This is a genomic window from Streptomyces sp. NPDC001634, assembly GCF_040298185.1.
Lineage (GTDB): Bacteria > Actinomycetota > Actinomycetes > Streptomycetales > Streptomycetaceae > Streptomyces.
The window spans coordinates 57167-71034 of record NZ_JBEOZU010000007.1; the positions used below are offsets into that span (position 1 = coordinate 57167).

Annotated in this window: 12 protein-coding genes; 7 read left to right on the plus strand and 5 right to left on the minus strand. The window is 69.0% G+C overall.

The annotated features are described in order from the left end of the window. The first annotated feature begins 197 nt into the window (after positions 1–197). The 3 genes from ABT186_RS06445 to ABT186_RS06455 all read left to right on the plus strand — a co-directional run bounded on the left by ABT186_RS06445 (position 198) and on the right by ABT186_RS06455 (position 5979). On the plus strand, positions 198–1685 hold the full coding sequence (locus tag ABT186_RS06445; RefSeq protein ID WP_351923854.1) for an ABC transporter permease: 1488 nt from the start codon (positions 198–200) through the stop codon (positions 1683–1685). Positions 1686–1806: 121 nt separating this feature from the next. Then, positions 1807–2490 carry an ABC transporter ATP-binding protein gene (locus ABT186_RS06450; protein ID WP_351234498.1) on the plus strand — a complete coding sequence of 228 codons (684 nt, stop codon included), beginning with the start codon at positions 1807–1809 and terminating at the stop codon, positions 2488–2490. A gap of 222 nt (positions 2491–2712) precedes the next feature. Next, on the plus strand, positions 2713–5979 hold the full coding sequence (locus ABT186_RS06455; RefSeq protein ID WP_351923856.1) for a S8 family peptidase: 3267 nt from the start codon (positions 2713–2715) through the stop codon (positions 5977–5979). A 126-nt stretch (positions 5980–6105) separates the two neighbouring features. Here the strand turns inward: ABT186_RS06455 and ABT186_RS06460 are convergent, their stop codons facing one another. Continuing rightward, positions 6106–7029: a helix-turn-helix domain-containing protein gene (locus tag ABT186_RS06460; RefSeq protein ID WP_351221967.1), complete on the minus strand. Its 924-nt coding sequence runs from the start codon at positions 7027–7029 to the stop codon at positions 6106–6108. 170 nt (positions 7030–7199) lie between these two features. Between ABT186_RS06460 and ABT186_RS06465 the strand changes: the two genes are divergently transcribed. Continuing rightward, complete coding sequence (locus tag ABT186_RS06465) at positions 7200–8240, plus strand: NAD(P)-dependent alcohol dehydrogenase (protein WP_351221966.1); 1041 nt, start codon at positions 7200–7202, stop codon at positions 8238–8240. A gap of 59 nt (positions 8241–8299) precedes the next feature. Here the strand turns inward: ABT186_RS06465 and ABT186_RS06470 are convergent, their stop codons facing one another. Then, entirely contained in the window at positions 8300–8719 is a 420-nt protein-coding gene (locus ABT186_RS06470; protein ID WP_351221965.1) for a hypothetical protein, read from the minus strand. Between the two features lie 100 nt (positions 8720–8819). On the opposite strand from ABT186_RS06470, the gene ABT186_RS06475 reads away from it, so the two are divergent. The 3 genes from ABT186_RS06475 to ABT186_RS06485 all read left to right on the plus strand — a co-directional run bounded on the left by ABT186_RS06475 (position 8820) and on the right by ABT186_RS06485 (position 11877). Further along, complete coding sequence (locus ABT186_RS06475; RefSeq protein ID WP_351221964.1) at positions 8820–9206, plus strand: VOC family protein; 387 nt, start codon at positions 8820–8822, stop codon at positions 9204–9206. A 355-nt stretch (positions 9207–9561) separates the two neighbouring features. Next, entirely contained in the window at positions 9562–9999 is a 438-nt protein-coding gene (locus tag ABT186_RS06480) for a hypothetical protein (RefSeq protein ID WP_351221963.1), read from the plus strand. A gap of 141 nt (positions 10000–10140) precedes the next feature. Then, positions 10141–11877, plus strand: a complete 1737-nt coding sequence (locus tag ABT186_RS06485; RefSeq protein WP_351221962.1) for a S8 family serine peptidase — start codon at positions 10141–10143, stop codon at positions 11875–11877. A gap of 164 nt (positions 11878–12041) precedes the next feature. Here the strand turns inward: ABT186_RS06485 and msrA are convergent, their stop codons facing one another. The 3 genes from msrA to ABT186_RS06500 all read right to left on the minus strand — a co-directional run bounded on the left by msrA (position 12042) and on the right by ABT186_RS06500 (position 13709). Continuing rightward, positions 12042–12662 (minus strand): peptide-methionine (S)-S-oxide reductase MsrA, encoded by a 621-nt coding sequence (gene msrA / locus ABT186_RS06490; RefSeq protein WP_351923858.1) that lies wholly within the window; start codon positions 12660–12662, stop codon positions 12042–12044. 126 nt (positions 12663–12788) lie between these two features. After that, complete coding sequence (locus tag ABT186_RS06495; RefSeq protein WP_351221960.1) at positions 12789–13511, minus strand: DUF2637 domain-containing protein; 723 nt, start codon at positions 13509–13511, stop codon at positions 12789–12791. 24 nt (positions 13512–13535) lie between these two features. Beyond that, positions 13536–13709, minus strand: a complete 174-nt coding sequence (locus tag ABT186_RS06500) for a hypothetical protein (RefSeq protein ID WP_351221959.1) — start codon at positions 13707–13709, stop codon at positions 13536–13538. Between the last annotated feature and the right edge of the window lie 159 nt (positions 13710–13868).

Genomic DNA, 13868 nt, shown 5'->3' on the forward strand with positions numbered 1-13868 from the left:
AGTCCCCACCACTTCACCGAGGCGCCCGCCGCCCCCTCAGGGGGAGGCGGGCGCCTCGGTGTTCTCACAGGTCCGCACAGTCTCAGGGGCCTTCTCAGGGGCCTTCTCACGGCGGGACCGAGGCCCGGCACAGGCTTCTCATCGTTCTTTTATGTCCGGCTTATGGGTTCATCAGGGTGTGTCCCTAGCTTGCGGCCATGTTCTTCACCTACCTGAGGCGCGAACTGCGCCGCCGGAGAAAGGCGGCCCTCGTCGTCGCCTCCGGGCTTGCGCTGGGCATCGCTCTGGTCATCGTGGTCAACTCCGTGTCCTCCGGGATGGGGAAGGCGCAGGACAAGGTTCTGCAGTCGCTGTACGGCCTCGGCACCGACATGACCGTCACCAAGGCGGCCACCCCCACGGCGGACGGCTCCGGTGGGCCGCGCTTCAACTTCGGCGCCCGCAGCAACGACTCCAACGAGACGCAGAGCAGCGACCGCGTCATGGTCCAGGGCTTCCAGACCCTGGCAAGCAGCACGGTCACCAAGGTCGGCTCGCAGAGCGGCGTCTCGGACGCCGTGGGCGGGCTCAGCCTCCGGGTCATCAAGATCAGCGGCCAGTTCACACAGGGCCAGTTCCGGCAGGACCAGAACAACGGCGGGCAGGGCGGTGGCCGGGGCGGTGCCCCCACCGGACAGCCCCAGGGCCGCGTCGAGGGCGGCGGCGCCAACTTCGACGTCAACAACTACTCCGTCTACGGCACCGACGTCACCAAGCCCGCCCTCGGCCCGCTGACCTCCTCGAAGATCACCAGCGGCCGTACCTTCAAGACCTCGGAGACCGACGCCAAGGTCGTCGTCGCGGACTCGGCGTACGCCAAGGAGAAGCAGCTCAAGGCCGGCAGCACCGTCACCATCAAGAGCGTCAAGTTCACGGTCATCGGCATCGCCACGGCCGACAGCGGTGACTCGGCGGCCAACCTCTACATCCCGCTGCAGCAGGCACAGACGCTCGCCGACTCGAAGGACAAGGTCACCACGATCTACGTCAAGACGACCGACTCGCAGCAGATCGACAGCGTCAAGACGGCCATCCAGAAGAACATCTCGGGGACCACGGTCACCACCTCCGCTGACCTCGCCAAGACCGTCTCCGGTTCGCTGTCCACCGCCTCGAGCCTCGCCACCAACGTGGGCAAGTGGCTGTCCATCGTGGTGCTCGTGGCCGCGTTCCTCGTCGCCGGCCTCCTCACGTCCTCCGCCGTCTCCCGCCGGGTCCGTGAATTCGGCACGCTCAAGGCGCTGGGCTGGAAGTCGGGCCGGGTGACCCGCCAGGTGGTCGGTGAGGCCGTCGTCAACGGACTGGTCGGAGGTGCCCTCGGCATCGCGCTCGGCCTGGCGGGCGCGTACGCCATCACCGCGATCAGCCCGACGCTTCAGGCGCAACTCGGAGGCGGTGGAGGCGGAGGCTTCGGCGGCGGGGGCGGTGGCTTCGGTGGCGGTGGCGGTGGCGGGGGCGGTGGCTTCGGTGGCCCCGGCCGAGGTGCCGCGAAGACCCTGGAGGTTGCGCTCACCGCGCCGGTCAGCCTCACCACCATCGCCCTCGCGGTCGCCCTCGCCGTGGCCGGCGGTCTGATCGCCGGTGCCTTCGGCGGCTGGCGCGCCTCCCGGCTGCGCCCGGCAGACGCCCTGCGCCGCGTCGAGTAGCAGCGGCCTGGAACCTCTCGCGCGGTCCGGCCCTCTCGCGCGGTCCGGCCCTCTCGCGCAACCCCGGGGCCTGTCGTGACGGCAGGCCCCACCCCCCTTACGCATCCCAGGAGTTGCACCCATGTACGAACTCAGAGGCGTCACCAAGCGCTACACGCGGGGCAAGGAGACCATCAACGCCCTCGACGGCGTCGACCTCACCATCGGCGACGGTGACCGGCTGGTCATCCAGGGCCCCACCGGCGGCGGCAAGTCCACGCTGCTGCAGATGCTCGGCGGACTGGACAAGCCGACCTCCGGCCAGGTCGAACTCGACGGCACCGACCTCGCCAGGCTCTCCGAGGCCAGGCTCACCAAGGTGCGCAGCGAGAACATCGGCTTCGTCTTCCAGTCCTTCAACCTGATCCCGACGCTCACCGCGCAGGAGAACGTCGAGACCGCCCTCGTCCCGCTCGGCGTGAAGGTGAAGGAGCGGCGGGAACGGGCCGCCGAGGCGCTGAGGTCCGTCGGCCTCGGTGAGCGGCTCGGGCATCTGCCGGGCGAGATGTCGGGCGGTCAGCAGCAGCGTGTCGCGATCGCCCGCGCGCTGGTGAAGCAGCCGAAGGTACTGCTCGCCGACGAACCCACCGGAAACCTCGACGAGTCGATGCGCGACGAGATCATGGACGTACTCGAACGCATGTGGAAGGAGCACGGGCTGACCTTCATCATGGTCACCCACGACTCGTCGATCGCGAAGAAGGCCCCGCGGCTCGCGACCATCCGCAAGGGGAAGATCACCGTCAAGGAGAACGCCGCGTCGTAGATCTCCTCGGCGAAGCCGGGAGCTGACGGGGCGCCTCAACTCGTTATCCACACCTCTATTGAGGTCGTTGATCACCCCCCGGCATACTGACTGGCCCGGGGGGTTGACGTGCATGTGTTCGGGACTGCCCCCGGCCGGGTGTATGGGGATTCACCCGGTACTTCGCCTCCAGGGGGGATCTTGCGCAGACAAGTGAAAAGAGCATGCGCGGCGACCGTTGCCATGGCGGCCGCCGTTGCGTTGGCGGCGGGCATGACCAGCCCGGCATCGGCGAAACCCGAGACCGCGTCGGCCCCGGCCGGCGCCGGTCTCACTGCCAAGCACCGCATCACGCTGATCACCGGTGACCGCGTCGTCGTCGACACCAAGGGCCGTGTCGTCGGCCTGGAGCGCGCCAAGGGCCGCGAAAACGTTCCGGTGCAGGTCCGCAAGGCCCATGGCCACACCTATGTGGTGCCGGTCGACGCGGCCGCCATGATCGCCTCCGGGAAGCTCGACCGGCGGCTGTTCGACGTCACCGAACTCAACTCGGCGCGCATCCGCAAGGACCAGAAGAACGGCCTGAAGGTCATCGTCGGCTACGAGGGCACGGCGAGCGCCGCGAAGACCGACGTCCGCGAGGCGGGCACGATCCGCCAGAGCCTCAAGTCCCTGAACGCGGACGCGGTGCAGACGCCCCAGCGGGACGCGAACGAGCTGTGGAAGGCGGTCACCAACGGCGACGCCCCCGCCTCCGGCATCGCGCACGTCTGGCTCGACGGCGTCCGCAAGGCCAGCCTCGACAAGTCGGTGCCGCAGATCGGTGCCCCCACGGCCTGGGCCGCGGGGTACGACGGCAAGGGTGTCAAGATCGCCGTCCTGGACACCGGCGTCGACGCGAGCCACCCGGACCTCAAGGGCCAGGTGATCGAGGCCAAGAACTTCTCCACCGCCGCCACCGCCGACGACAAGGTCGGGCACGGTACGCACGTGGCGTCCATCGCGGCAGGCACCGGCGCGAAGTCGCACGGCAAGTACAAGGGCGTCGCGCCGGGGGCGAAGATCCTCAGCGGCAAGGTCCTGGACGACGACGGGTACGGCGACGACTCCGGCATCCTCGCGGGCATGGAGTGGGCCGCCCAGCAGGGCGCCGACATCGTCAACCTCAGCCTGGGCGGCACCGACACGCCCGAGATCGACCCGCTCGAGGCGGAGGTGAACAAGCTCTCCGAGCAGAAGGGCATCCTCTTCGCCATCGCCGCGGGCAACGAAGGCGAGGCGGGCGACCGGACCATCGGCTCCCCGGGCAGCGCGGCCGACGCGCTCACCGTCGGGGCCGTCGACGACAACGACAAGCTGGCGTCGTTCTCCAGCCGCGGCCCCGGCCTCGACGGTGCCATCAAGCCCGACGTCACCGCGCCCGGCGTGGACATCACCGCCGCCGCGGCCCCGGGCAGCCTCATCGACAACGAGGTCGGCGAGAAGCCGGCCGGCTACCTGACCATCTCGGGTACGTCGATGGCGACCCCGCATGTCGCGGGCGCCGCCGCCATCCTCAAGCAGGAGCACCCCGACTGGACCTTCGCCGAGCTGAAGTCCGCTCTGACGGGCTCCGCGAAGGGCGGCAAGTACACCCCGTTCCAGCAGGGCGCGGGCCGGATCGCCGTGGACCGGGCGATCAAGCAGACCGTTCTCGCCGACCCGTCGTCGGTGAGCTTCGGCATCGCGCAGTGGCCGCACACCGACGACAAGCCGGTCACCAAGAAGCTGACGTACCGCAATCGCGGCAAGACCGCGGTCACCCTGTCGCTCGCACTGACGGCCACCAACCCCAAGGGCCAGGCGGCGCCGGCCGGCTTCTTCTCGCTCGGCGCGAAGAAGGTCACCGTCCCGGCGGGCGGCACGGCGTCGGTCGACGTCACTGCCGACAGCAAGCTGGGCGGCAGCCTGAACGGCGCGTACTCGGCGTATGTGACGGCGACGGGCGGCGGACAGACCGTGCGGACGGCCGCGGCCGTGGAGCGCGAGGCGGAGTCGTACGACGTCACCCTCAAGTACGTCAACCGTGACGGGCAGACACCTGTCCACCTCACCACCCTGGCGGACATCTCGAACACGGGCGACGGCCGGGAGTACCTCTCCCAGAGCCCCGCGACCACCGTGACCATGCGGGTCCCCAAGGGCACCTATCTGCTCGACTCCATCTCGGTGAAGGACCCGGCCTCCATCGAGGGCGGCGCCGACTGGCTGGTCCAGCCCAAGCTGAGCGTCACCAGGAACACCACAGTCACCCTCGACCTGACCAAGGCCAAGGCAGCCGACATCACGGTGCCGGACGCCACGGCCAAGCCGGTGTCGGCGACGATCACGTACACGGACGATTCGACGGGTACCGGCAACAGCCTCCTCGTGCCGTCCTTCCAGGACCTGCGGGTGGCACACGTCGGCCCCGCGGTGTCCTCCGGGCTCTGGCAGAGCTGGTTCGGACAGTGGAGCAAGGGTGACGCGGCGGAGTACGACGTGTTCACCGGCGCCCACGTCAAGAAGCTCGAAGGCGCGCACGTCCGCCACTACAAGGCGGGCGAACTGGCCACGCTGAAGGTGAACCTCGGCTCCCCGTCGAGCGGTAAGACCGGAGGGGTCGGCGCCTACGCCGAATTGCCGGACGACATGGGCTTCAACAGCCCGATCGAGCAGAAGCTGCGCAGCACGCGCACGCTGTACGTGTCGACCGGGGAGCAGGCCCGGTGGGGGCTCGACCTCTCGCAGTACTCGGGCAAGAAGGACGCGCAGGGCCTCCCGGTCCCCGAGGCGTACTACACGCTGGGCAACCCGGGGACCTTCAAGGCGGGCAAGAGTTACACCAAGACCTTCAACACGGCCGTGTTCGGGCCGCACATCAGCTCCGAGTTCGGCATCTTCCGCGTGGGCAACGAGATCTACGGCTATCTGCCGCTGTTCGCGGACAGCCAGACGCACGCCGGATCCTCCGCCTTCATGTCGGTGAAGACGACGCTGTACCGCAACGGCAGCAAGGTCGGCTCGAACGACGACCCGCTGTTCGGCCTCAAGCCCTTCAAGGTCCCCTCGGGCGAGGCCTCGTACAAGCTGACGACCTCGGTCATCCGCAGCGTGAAGGTCGCCGCCGCCTCCACCCGCATCGACGCGAGCTGGACCTTCACGTCGAAGAAGGTGGACGAGGCCAGGCTGCCCACCTCGTCGGTCCACTTCGGCGCGAGCACCGGTCTGGACAGCCGCGTCGAGGCCGGCAAGAAGGTCACGATCCCCGTCACCGTCGAGGGCTCGGCCGCGGGCCGCAACCTCCAGTCGCTGGCGGTGTGGGTGTCGTACGACTACGGCACGACATGGACCCAGCTGACGGTCAGGAACGGCACGGTCACCTACAAGAACCCGGCGAAGGGCGAGGGTCTCTCGTTCCACGCCAAGATCGCCGACAAGAAGGGCAACAAGTCGACGATCTCGATCTACAACGCGTTCTACGGCAAGTGAGCCGATAGCGGACGGCCCGCCGGAAGTGAAGCTTCCGGCGGGCCGTCCGTGTTTCCGTGAGCCCATGACCGCTCACATCGTCGAGTACGTCAGGTACCGCGTTCCCGAGCAGCGGTCGGCTCAGGCTCAGGGCCGGGGAGCGGTCGTGCCCGCGCGGGTCGCGTCCGTACCCCAGCTCGCCAGCAGCCGCAGCGCCTGAGCCGACGCGGACTCCGGCTCGGCGTGGTACGTCACCAGGGCCAGCTCACCGTCGTCCGGCAACCTGAACGACTCAAACTGCAGTGCGAGATCGCCCACCAGTGGATGCCGCAGCAGCTTCAGCCCGTGGCTCTTCTCCTTGACGTCGTGCGTCGCCCACAGCCGGCGGAACTCCTCGCTCTTCACCGACAGCTCCCCGACCAGCGCCGACAGCCGCGGATCGTCCGGGTGGCATCCCGCCTGGTACCGCAGCTGACACACGATGTCGATCGCCTTCTGCTCCCAGTCGACGAACAGATCGTGGTACTCCGGCCGCAGGAACGCCATACGCGCCCAGTTCCGCTCCTGCTGAGGCAGCTCCGCCCAGTCCCCGAAGACGGCCGCGGCCATGCGGTTCCAGGCCAGGATGTCCGCGTGCCGCCCCACGATGTACGCCGGGACGCCGTCGAAGGAGTCCAGCAACTGCCGCAGCGAGGACCTCACCTGTTGCACCCGCGCCGACGGCTTCTTCTTGTGCGCCTTCGGCTTGGCGAGATGCGTCAGATGCGCGTGCTCGGCCTCGCTCAGCCGCAGCGCACGGGCGATTGCGTCGAGTACCTCCGCGGACACGTTCCGTCCGTTGCCCTGCTCCAGACGCGTGTAGTACGCCACGGACACCCCGGCCAGCTGTGCCAGCTCCTCGCGCCGCAGCCCCGGCACCCGCCGGTGCCGCCCGAACGTCGGCAGGCCCACGTCCTCGGGCTTGAGCCGGGCCCGCCGGGTGCGCAGGAACTCGCTGAGCTCGGCACGCCGGTCCAGGGCCTGACCGGCTCCCTCGGCGGGCGCCTGCACGGAGTCGGGCTGTTCGTCCATACGTCCAGTATTCCTGGTCGTAGGACGGTGAGCCTGACCCCGCCAGTGGTAGGAACGCTGGACGTAGGCAGAGCCGTGGTCTGGGTGAGCCCGGTGCCCTACGGCAGGCTGGATGCCGTGCCCGGCGCAAGACAGCCGGCCACGCGACCCCCTCTAGGAGAACCCCCGGCATGACCACTGTTGCTGCTTACGCCGCACCCGCCGCCAAGGCTCCGCTCGAGCGCACCACGATCGAGCGCCGGGAGGTCGGCGAGTTCGACGTCCTGATCGACATCAAGTTCGCCGGCATCTGCCACTCGGACATCCACCAGGCCCGCGAGGGCTGGGGCGAGGCGATCTTCCCGATGGTTCCGGGCCACGAGATCGCGGGCGTCGTCTCCGCGGTCGGCTCCGGTGTCACCAAGTACCAGGTCGGCGACCGCGTGGGCGTCGGCTGCATGGTTGACTCCTGCCGTGAGTGCGAGAACTGCCAGGCCGGCCTGGAGCAGTACTGCCTCAAGGGCGGCGTGGGCACCTACAACGCCATCGGCAAGGACGGCGAGCCCACCTACGGCGGCTACTCCGAGAAGATCGTCGTCGACGAGAACTTCGTCGTCCGTATCCCGGACGGACTCTCCCTGGACGTCGCCGCCCCGCTGCTGTGCGCCGGCATCACCACGTACTCCCCGCTGCGGCATTGGAACGCCGGCCCCGGCAAGAAGGTCGCGATCGTCGGCCTGGGCGGCCTCGGCCACATGGGCGTCAAGATCGCGCACGCGCTCGGCGCCGAGGTGACCGTGCTCTCGCAGTCCCTGCGCAAGAAGGACGACGGGCTGAAGCTGGGCGCCGACCACTACTACGCCACCAGCGACCCGAAGACCTTCGAGGAGCTGCGCGGCACCTTCGACCTGATCGTTTCGACCGTGTCGGCGCCGATGGACTTCGGCGCGTTGCTGTCGCTGCTGAAGGTGGACGGCGCGCTGGTGAACGTGGGTGCGCCCGAGGAGCCCATCTCGCTCAACCTGTTCTCGGTGATCGGCGGCCGCAAGACCCTCGCCGGCTCCATGATCGGCGGGATCCGTGAGACCCAGGAGATGCTCGACTTCTGTGCGGAGCACGGCATCGGCTCCGAGATCGAACTGATCAGCGCCTCCGAGATCAACGAGGCCTACGAGCGGGTGCTGAACAGCGATGTGCGGTACCGGTTCGTGATCGACACGGCCACCATCTGAGGATCCGGTGACGATGACGCGAGGCGGCCTTGCGGCCGCCTCGCGTTGTGTTTCGGTGACTACGCGCAGCTGATCCCGACATCGGGGACGGCGGGGTGGTACATGAACCACACTCCCAGCACCTGGTAGAGGAACAGCAGGAGCGAGAGCGTGAAGACGAGGGCCGCCGGCCACACGCGCCCGGTCGACCGGCGCAGCGCCCGTGCGGAAAGGACGACGGCGGCGAGGGTGAACAGCGGCCCCGCGTAGGCGGTCGCCCACATCACCCGGCTGATCGGCAGGACCGTGCCGCACCGGGCCGTCTCGGCGGCCCAGTGGTGGTGCTCGGCGACGCCGTAGCCGTAGACACAGAGCGCGCCCAGCCCGAGCAGCAGGGCCGAGGCGAGGGCCGCCGCCCGCGGGTGCCTCGAGGCCGGTGTCACCTGTCTGTCGCTGTCGGCCATGGCCATGTCCCGTCCCCCGATCCCGTAGGTGATCACGGTCCGAGACGCCTGGCGCCCCCGGCAGGGTTCCCCGCCCGGTCTCGGCTGCCTAGCGTGGAAAGTGGTCATGGGCATCCAGAGGACAGGAGGCCGACCGATGTCCGTCGAGCTCAACCACACGATCGTCGCAGCGCATGACAAGGAGACTTCCGCGCGTTTCCTCGCGGATCTGCTGGGCCTGGAGGTGGCACCGCGGTTCGGCCCGTTCACCCCGGTGCAGATCACGAACGGCGTGACTCTGGACTACATGGAGACGTCCGGCGAGATCACACCGCAGCACTACGCGTTTCTGGTCTCCGAGAACGACTTCGACGCGATCTTCGCCCGCATCCGCGCGGCGGGCCTGACGTACTGGGCGGACCCGTACCACCACCGCCCCGGCGAGATCAACCACAACGACGGCGGCCGCGGGGCGTACTTCGACGACCCGAACGGCCACAAGCTGGAGATTCTCACCAGGCCGTACGGGAGCGGTGACGACTGAGAACTCCCGTGACCATCCAACTCCCGTGAACGGCGAACTGCCTTGGTCCGCCGGGTAGTTGTTTCATGGGCGGTGGCGGTGGCGGTGGCGGTGGCGGGGGTCCGGGGCCGCTCGTCACGGCGGGGCCCGCCGCTGCCGCCGAGGACGTTCACCTGGTCGGCGGAGCGATCCCCTGGGAGCGGAACCCGGCCTCCGGGCGGGGTCGCCCGGGGTGACGGCCGTCCGGAGGGTGCCTTCCGATTGCGGCCGCTGCGGGGCCAACTTAGCTTCATGGCGTCGGACTTCTCCCGACAAAGCCTACGTAGACCCCTATGTCGGCTTTCCCATGGCATCGAATGGAGCATTCATGTCGGTCATGACCGGTACCCAACCCCTCCAGCAGTTCGGCCAGCAGATCGGTACTCCCCAGGGGCCGATCGCGCAGGTCGTCCAGCAGACGATCCAGCAGGCCTGTCAGCAGGCGAGCCAGCAGATCGCACAGCGCATGCAGCAGACGCTGCAGCAGCTGCAGCAGGTCCAGCAGCAGCTCCAGCAGCAGGGCCTGGCCCACCAGGCGCACCCGTACGTGGCCGTCGCGCTCCAGCACACGCTGCGTCAGGGCGTAAGGTCCGCTGTGGAGCAGGCCGTGCAGCAGGCGCTGCCGATCACGATCGCGCACCTCGTCCAGCAGAGCCAGCAGGGTCAGCAGTGGGGCGGCGGGTTCGGCCAGCAGTTCGGCCAGCAGTTCCCGCAGTACCAGCAGCAGCCCGGATTCGGCTTCGGCCAGATGGGTCAGCCCTTCGGTATCGGCTGACCCCTGGCGGCGCGCGATGCGGTGTGCCCCGGGAGTCCTCCCGGGCACACCGCATCACCGTGGAAGCGCAAGCCGCCCGTCGCCGGATCAGGCGCACAGTTACGACCAACGACCGACGTAGGCGTGGTGAAGGTGGACGCAATGGTCAAGGAAAGGCCCGGAAACAACCGCGAGAGCGGGACCGAGGGCGCGGGGGCGGGTGGGCCGGGACCCGAGGGCAAGGAGCCGGGGGCACGCAGGAAGGGCGCGCAGTCACCGATCACGGTGCAGCCGCGCCGCGAGCGGTACATGGTCACGCCGCTGCCGCAGCATCTGCTCCCGCCGGGAGTGCCCGAACTGAGCATGGACGCGGTGTGTGACCGGCTGGACCGGATGCCCGAGGTCAGAGTGGTCCGCAGGCTCCAGCCGTCGGAGAAGCTCCAGTCGGCCGGGGTGCGCCCCTCCTGCCCGGACATCGCGGTCGTCGAGGCGGCCGAGGCCCAGGTGCCGGCGATGCGGTCGCTGCACGTGCACATCGAACCGGACCTGCCGCTGTCCGGAACCGGACCCGCCGCCACGCGGACCGCGGGGATCCTGCCGCTCCGCGATCCGGGGCTGGTCGTACCGCTGGAAGAGCCCGTGGAGATCTCGTTGCGTGTCTGCGGCCCGGACGGCGAACCGCTGGCCGGCGCGGGCGTTTTCCTGATCGGGTCGACCTGGCCGAGCCAGGGCGTCACCGGCGCCGACGGAACGGCCACCGTCACCCTGGCGACGGAGACCGCGGAGTCCATTCAGTCCCTGTACGTCCGCCCCGCGGGCGGTTACACGGACCGCTGGATCCGCCGCCCCGATCTGTCGGCGACCCAGGAGAACCTCGTCACCCTCACTCCGCTGGCCAAGGTGTACCCCGAGCTGGAGCGGCGGCAGCAGTACGGCTGGGGCCAGCAGGCCATGCGGCTGGACCGGCTGCCCCCCACGTTCCGCGCCTTCGGGGTCAGGATCGCGGTCATCGGTACGGGCGTCAGCGCCGAGCACCCCGATCTGAAGGAGCGGGTGCGCTCCGGGGTCGACCTCGTGCGCGGCTCGGACGAGGGCTGGGCCCATGACCCGGTGGGCACCGGCACCCATGCGGCGGGCATCATCGCCGGGGCGGACACCGGCAAGGGCGTCATCGGCATCGCGGTCGACGCCGAGATCGAGGTCTGTCAGGTGATGCCGGACGGGCACTTCAGCGATCTGATCGCCGCCCTGGACCACTGCATCGAACGCGAGGTCGACGTCGCCCATATCGGGGTTGCGTCCCCGTACTCGTCGGCGCTGGTCTCGCGCAAGCTCGCCGATGCCAACGCGGCGGGCGTCGCCTGTGTCGCCCCGGCGGGGGACACCGGCGGACCGGTCGCCTTCCCGGGCTCGCTGCCCACCGTGTTCACCGTGGGCGCGCTCGGCGTCTTCGGCTCGTACCCGCAGGACACCTCCCAAGCCACCCATTCAGGGGCGCAGTTGACACCGGAAGGCCTGTTCGCCGCGCCGTTCAGCTGCTACGGCCCCGGGGTCGACGCGGCGGCCCCCGGCGTTGCGGTCCTGTCGTGCGCGCCGCAGGGCGGATACGCGGCCCTCGACGGCACCGGCACGGCCTCGGCCCATGTCGCCGGCCTCGCCGCCCTGGTTCTGGCTCACCATGAGGAGTTCCACGGCCAGCTGCTGCCTCGCGGACCTGGCCGCGTTCAGCACTTGTTCGAGATCATCGCCTCCAGCTGCCGCCAACTGGCCACCCCGGCGACGGTGGAGGCGACGCGCGTCGGACGCGGCCTGCCCGACGCACTCGTCGCCCTGGGCCTGGCCCCCGGAGTACAACTCGCCCCGGCCTTTTCGGTGTTCGCCCCGTCCATGGCCGGTTAGGCCCGTACATGGCCGGGGTTGGGCGCGTACATGGCCGGATTGGGACGGGCCGGTTCGGCCCGTCCATGGCCGGTTGGGCCCAGCCATGGCCGGTTGGGATGATCCACACGCCATACCCGAACAACGGCACCCGCCCCAAGGGGCGGGTGCCGTTCGGATGTGCGTCAGGGCGTGCGCAGCGTGATCCCCGTACCGCCGAGCCCGCAGTAGCCGGCCGGATTCCTGTGCAGGTACTGCTGATGGTGGGCGCGCGCAGGATAGAAGGGGTGTGCGTCGGCCGGCATGATCTCCGTGGTGATCGTGCCGTGCCCGAAGGAGGCGAGGGCCTCCTGGTAGCGGGCGCGGGTGCGCTCGGCCGCCTCGCGCTGCGCGGGGGAGTGGGTGAAGAGGACCGAACGGACATGGGTGCCGACGTCATTGCCCTGCCGGAAGCCCTGTGTGGGGTCGTGCCCCTCCCAGAACACCCTCAGCAGGTCGGGACAGGAGACCTTCGCCGGATCGAACACGACGCGCACGGTCTCCGCGTGCCCGGTGCGCCCCGTCCGCACCTCGTCGTCGACGGGGAACGGCGTGAACCCGCCCTGAAACCCGGTCAGGGTCGTCCACACGCCCGGAACTTCCCAGAACCGCCGCTCGGCTCCCCAGAAGCACCCGAGGGCGAAGTTCATGACCTCGAAACCCTCGGGGTAAGGGCCCTGCAACGCGGTGCCGAGCACCGCATGCGTTTTCGGTACCTCGTACGCAAGCGCCGCCCGCCCCGGCGGAGCCTCCTCCCGCGTGGGCATGCGCACCGCCCGACTCCGCGCGTACAACACGACAGACCCCCTTCGCGAACGGTCATGACACTCCGCCTCATGACCATGCCACCCGGGAGCACCGGCCCGCCACGGGGCGTCACTCAGGTCTTCGTGTCAGCCGCCGCTGGACTGGTCTTTGCTGTGTGCGGCATGCCGGGGGCGGTACTTGGACGAAACCTGGCCGACGAGCTCCCGGAAACATACAAGTGCGGTGATCGGCGGAATTCCGACGATCACCATCGAGAGCAGAGAATGTGATGAGTGGCTGACGCACAGGACGACCGCTGTGGCGGAGGCGACCAGGAGAACACCCCAGGATCGCCGGGCGGTGCGGTGCTGAAACGCCGCCCGCAGGACGGACAGCGCCGCCACGAACCAGGGGCCGTAGACCGTCAGCGGCCACCATTGCGCCAGTGGCGCCGGAAGTACGGTCGAAGCGATGGCGCGCAGCTGATTGTACGAATAAGCGATGGACCAACCGAGCATGGCCACAGCGCACGCGGCGATGGTGGCGACCAGGATCGTGACAGGGGTGACTTTGTGGCCGCTGTCGAGGATGTGGGATCCCGGCCGGGGCCGTCGGCGGTCGCTCCGGTGGCGATGATGCCCGTCCAGCGTGGTCGGAACGGGATCCGCGCTGGTCACGGTGGACAGCATCTGGGCCAGCTCTTCGTCCGGATCCCAGCCGTTCGGCGCGATGTCCGGACCGGGGGCGCTCCAGACGTGATGCGCCTCGAGCGGATCAGCATGGTAGGAATGCTGCCCCAGCGTGTCGTAGTCGGTCCTGAGGGCGAACTGAATGTCGTAGAGGCTTGGCTCGCCTTGCAGCCTGTCCATTCTCTGCTCCTCCGCGGCCCTCGGTCAGGACGTTCCGTCTAGCGCGCGCAGGTAATCACGTTCCATCTCACCGATGGCCTTGAGGAAATCTTCAAGAATGTCCGAACAGCCCTTGACAAGCACGTCGCCCCCTGCCGGCTCGTGCCAGGAGGCGCTGCTTCCGGCCGAGATCTGATCTTCTGGTTCGTTCCAAGTCACGATCACCTAACGAGCGCCACGGCGCGGTGGCTATCCTGCATTCGGGGGAATGATTCCATGAAGAATCGTTCCGGCAGTCAGATGACAGTACGCGTTCGGAGTAATTATGAATATGCGTGCAAACCATCATTCGGTGAATAGCATTTCATGCTGCTCTGA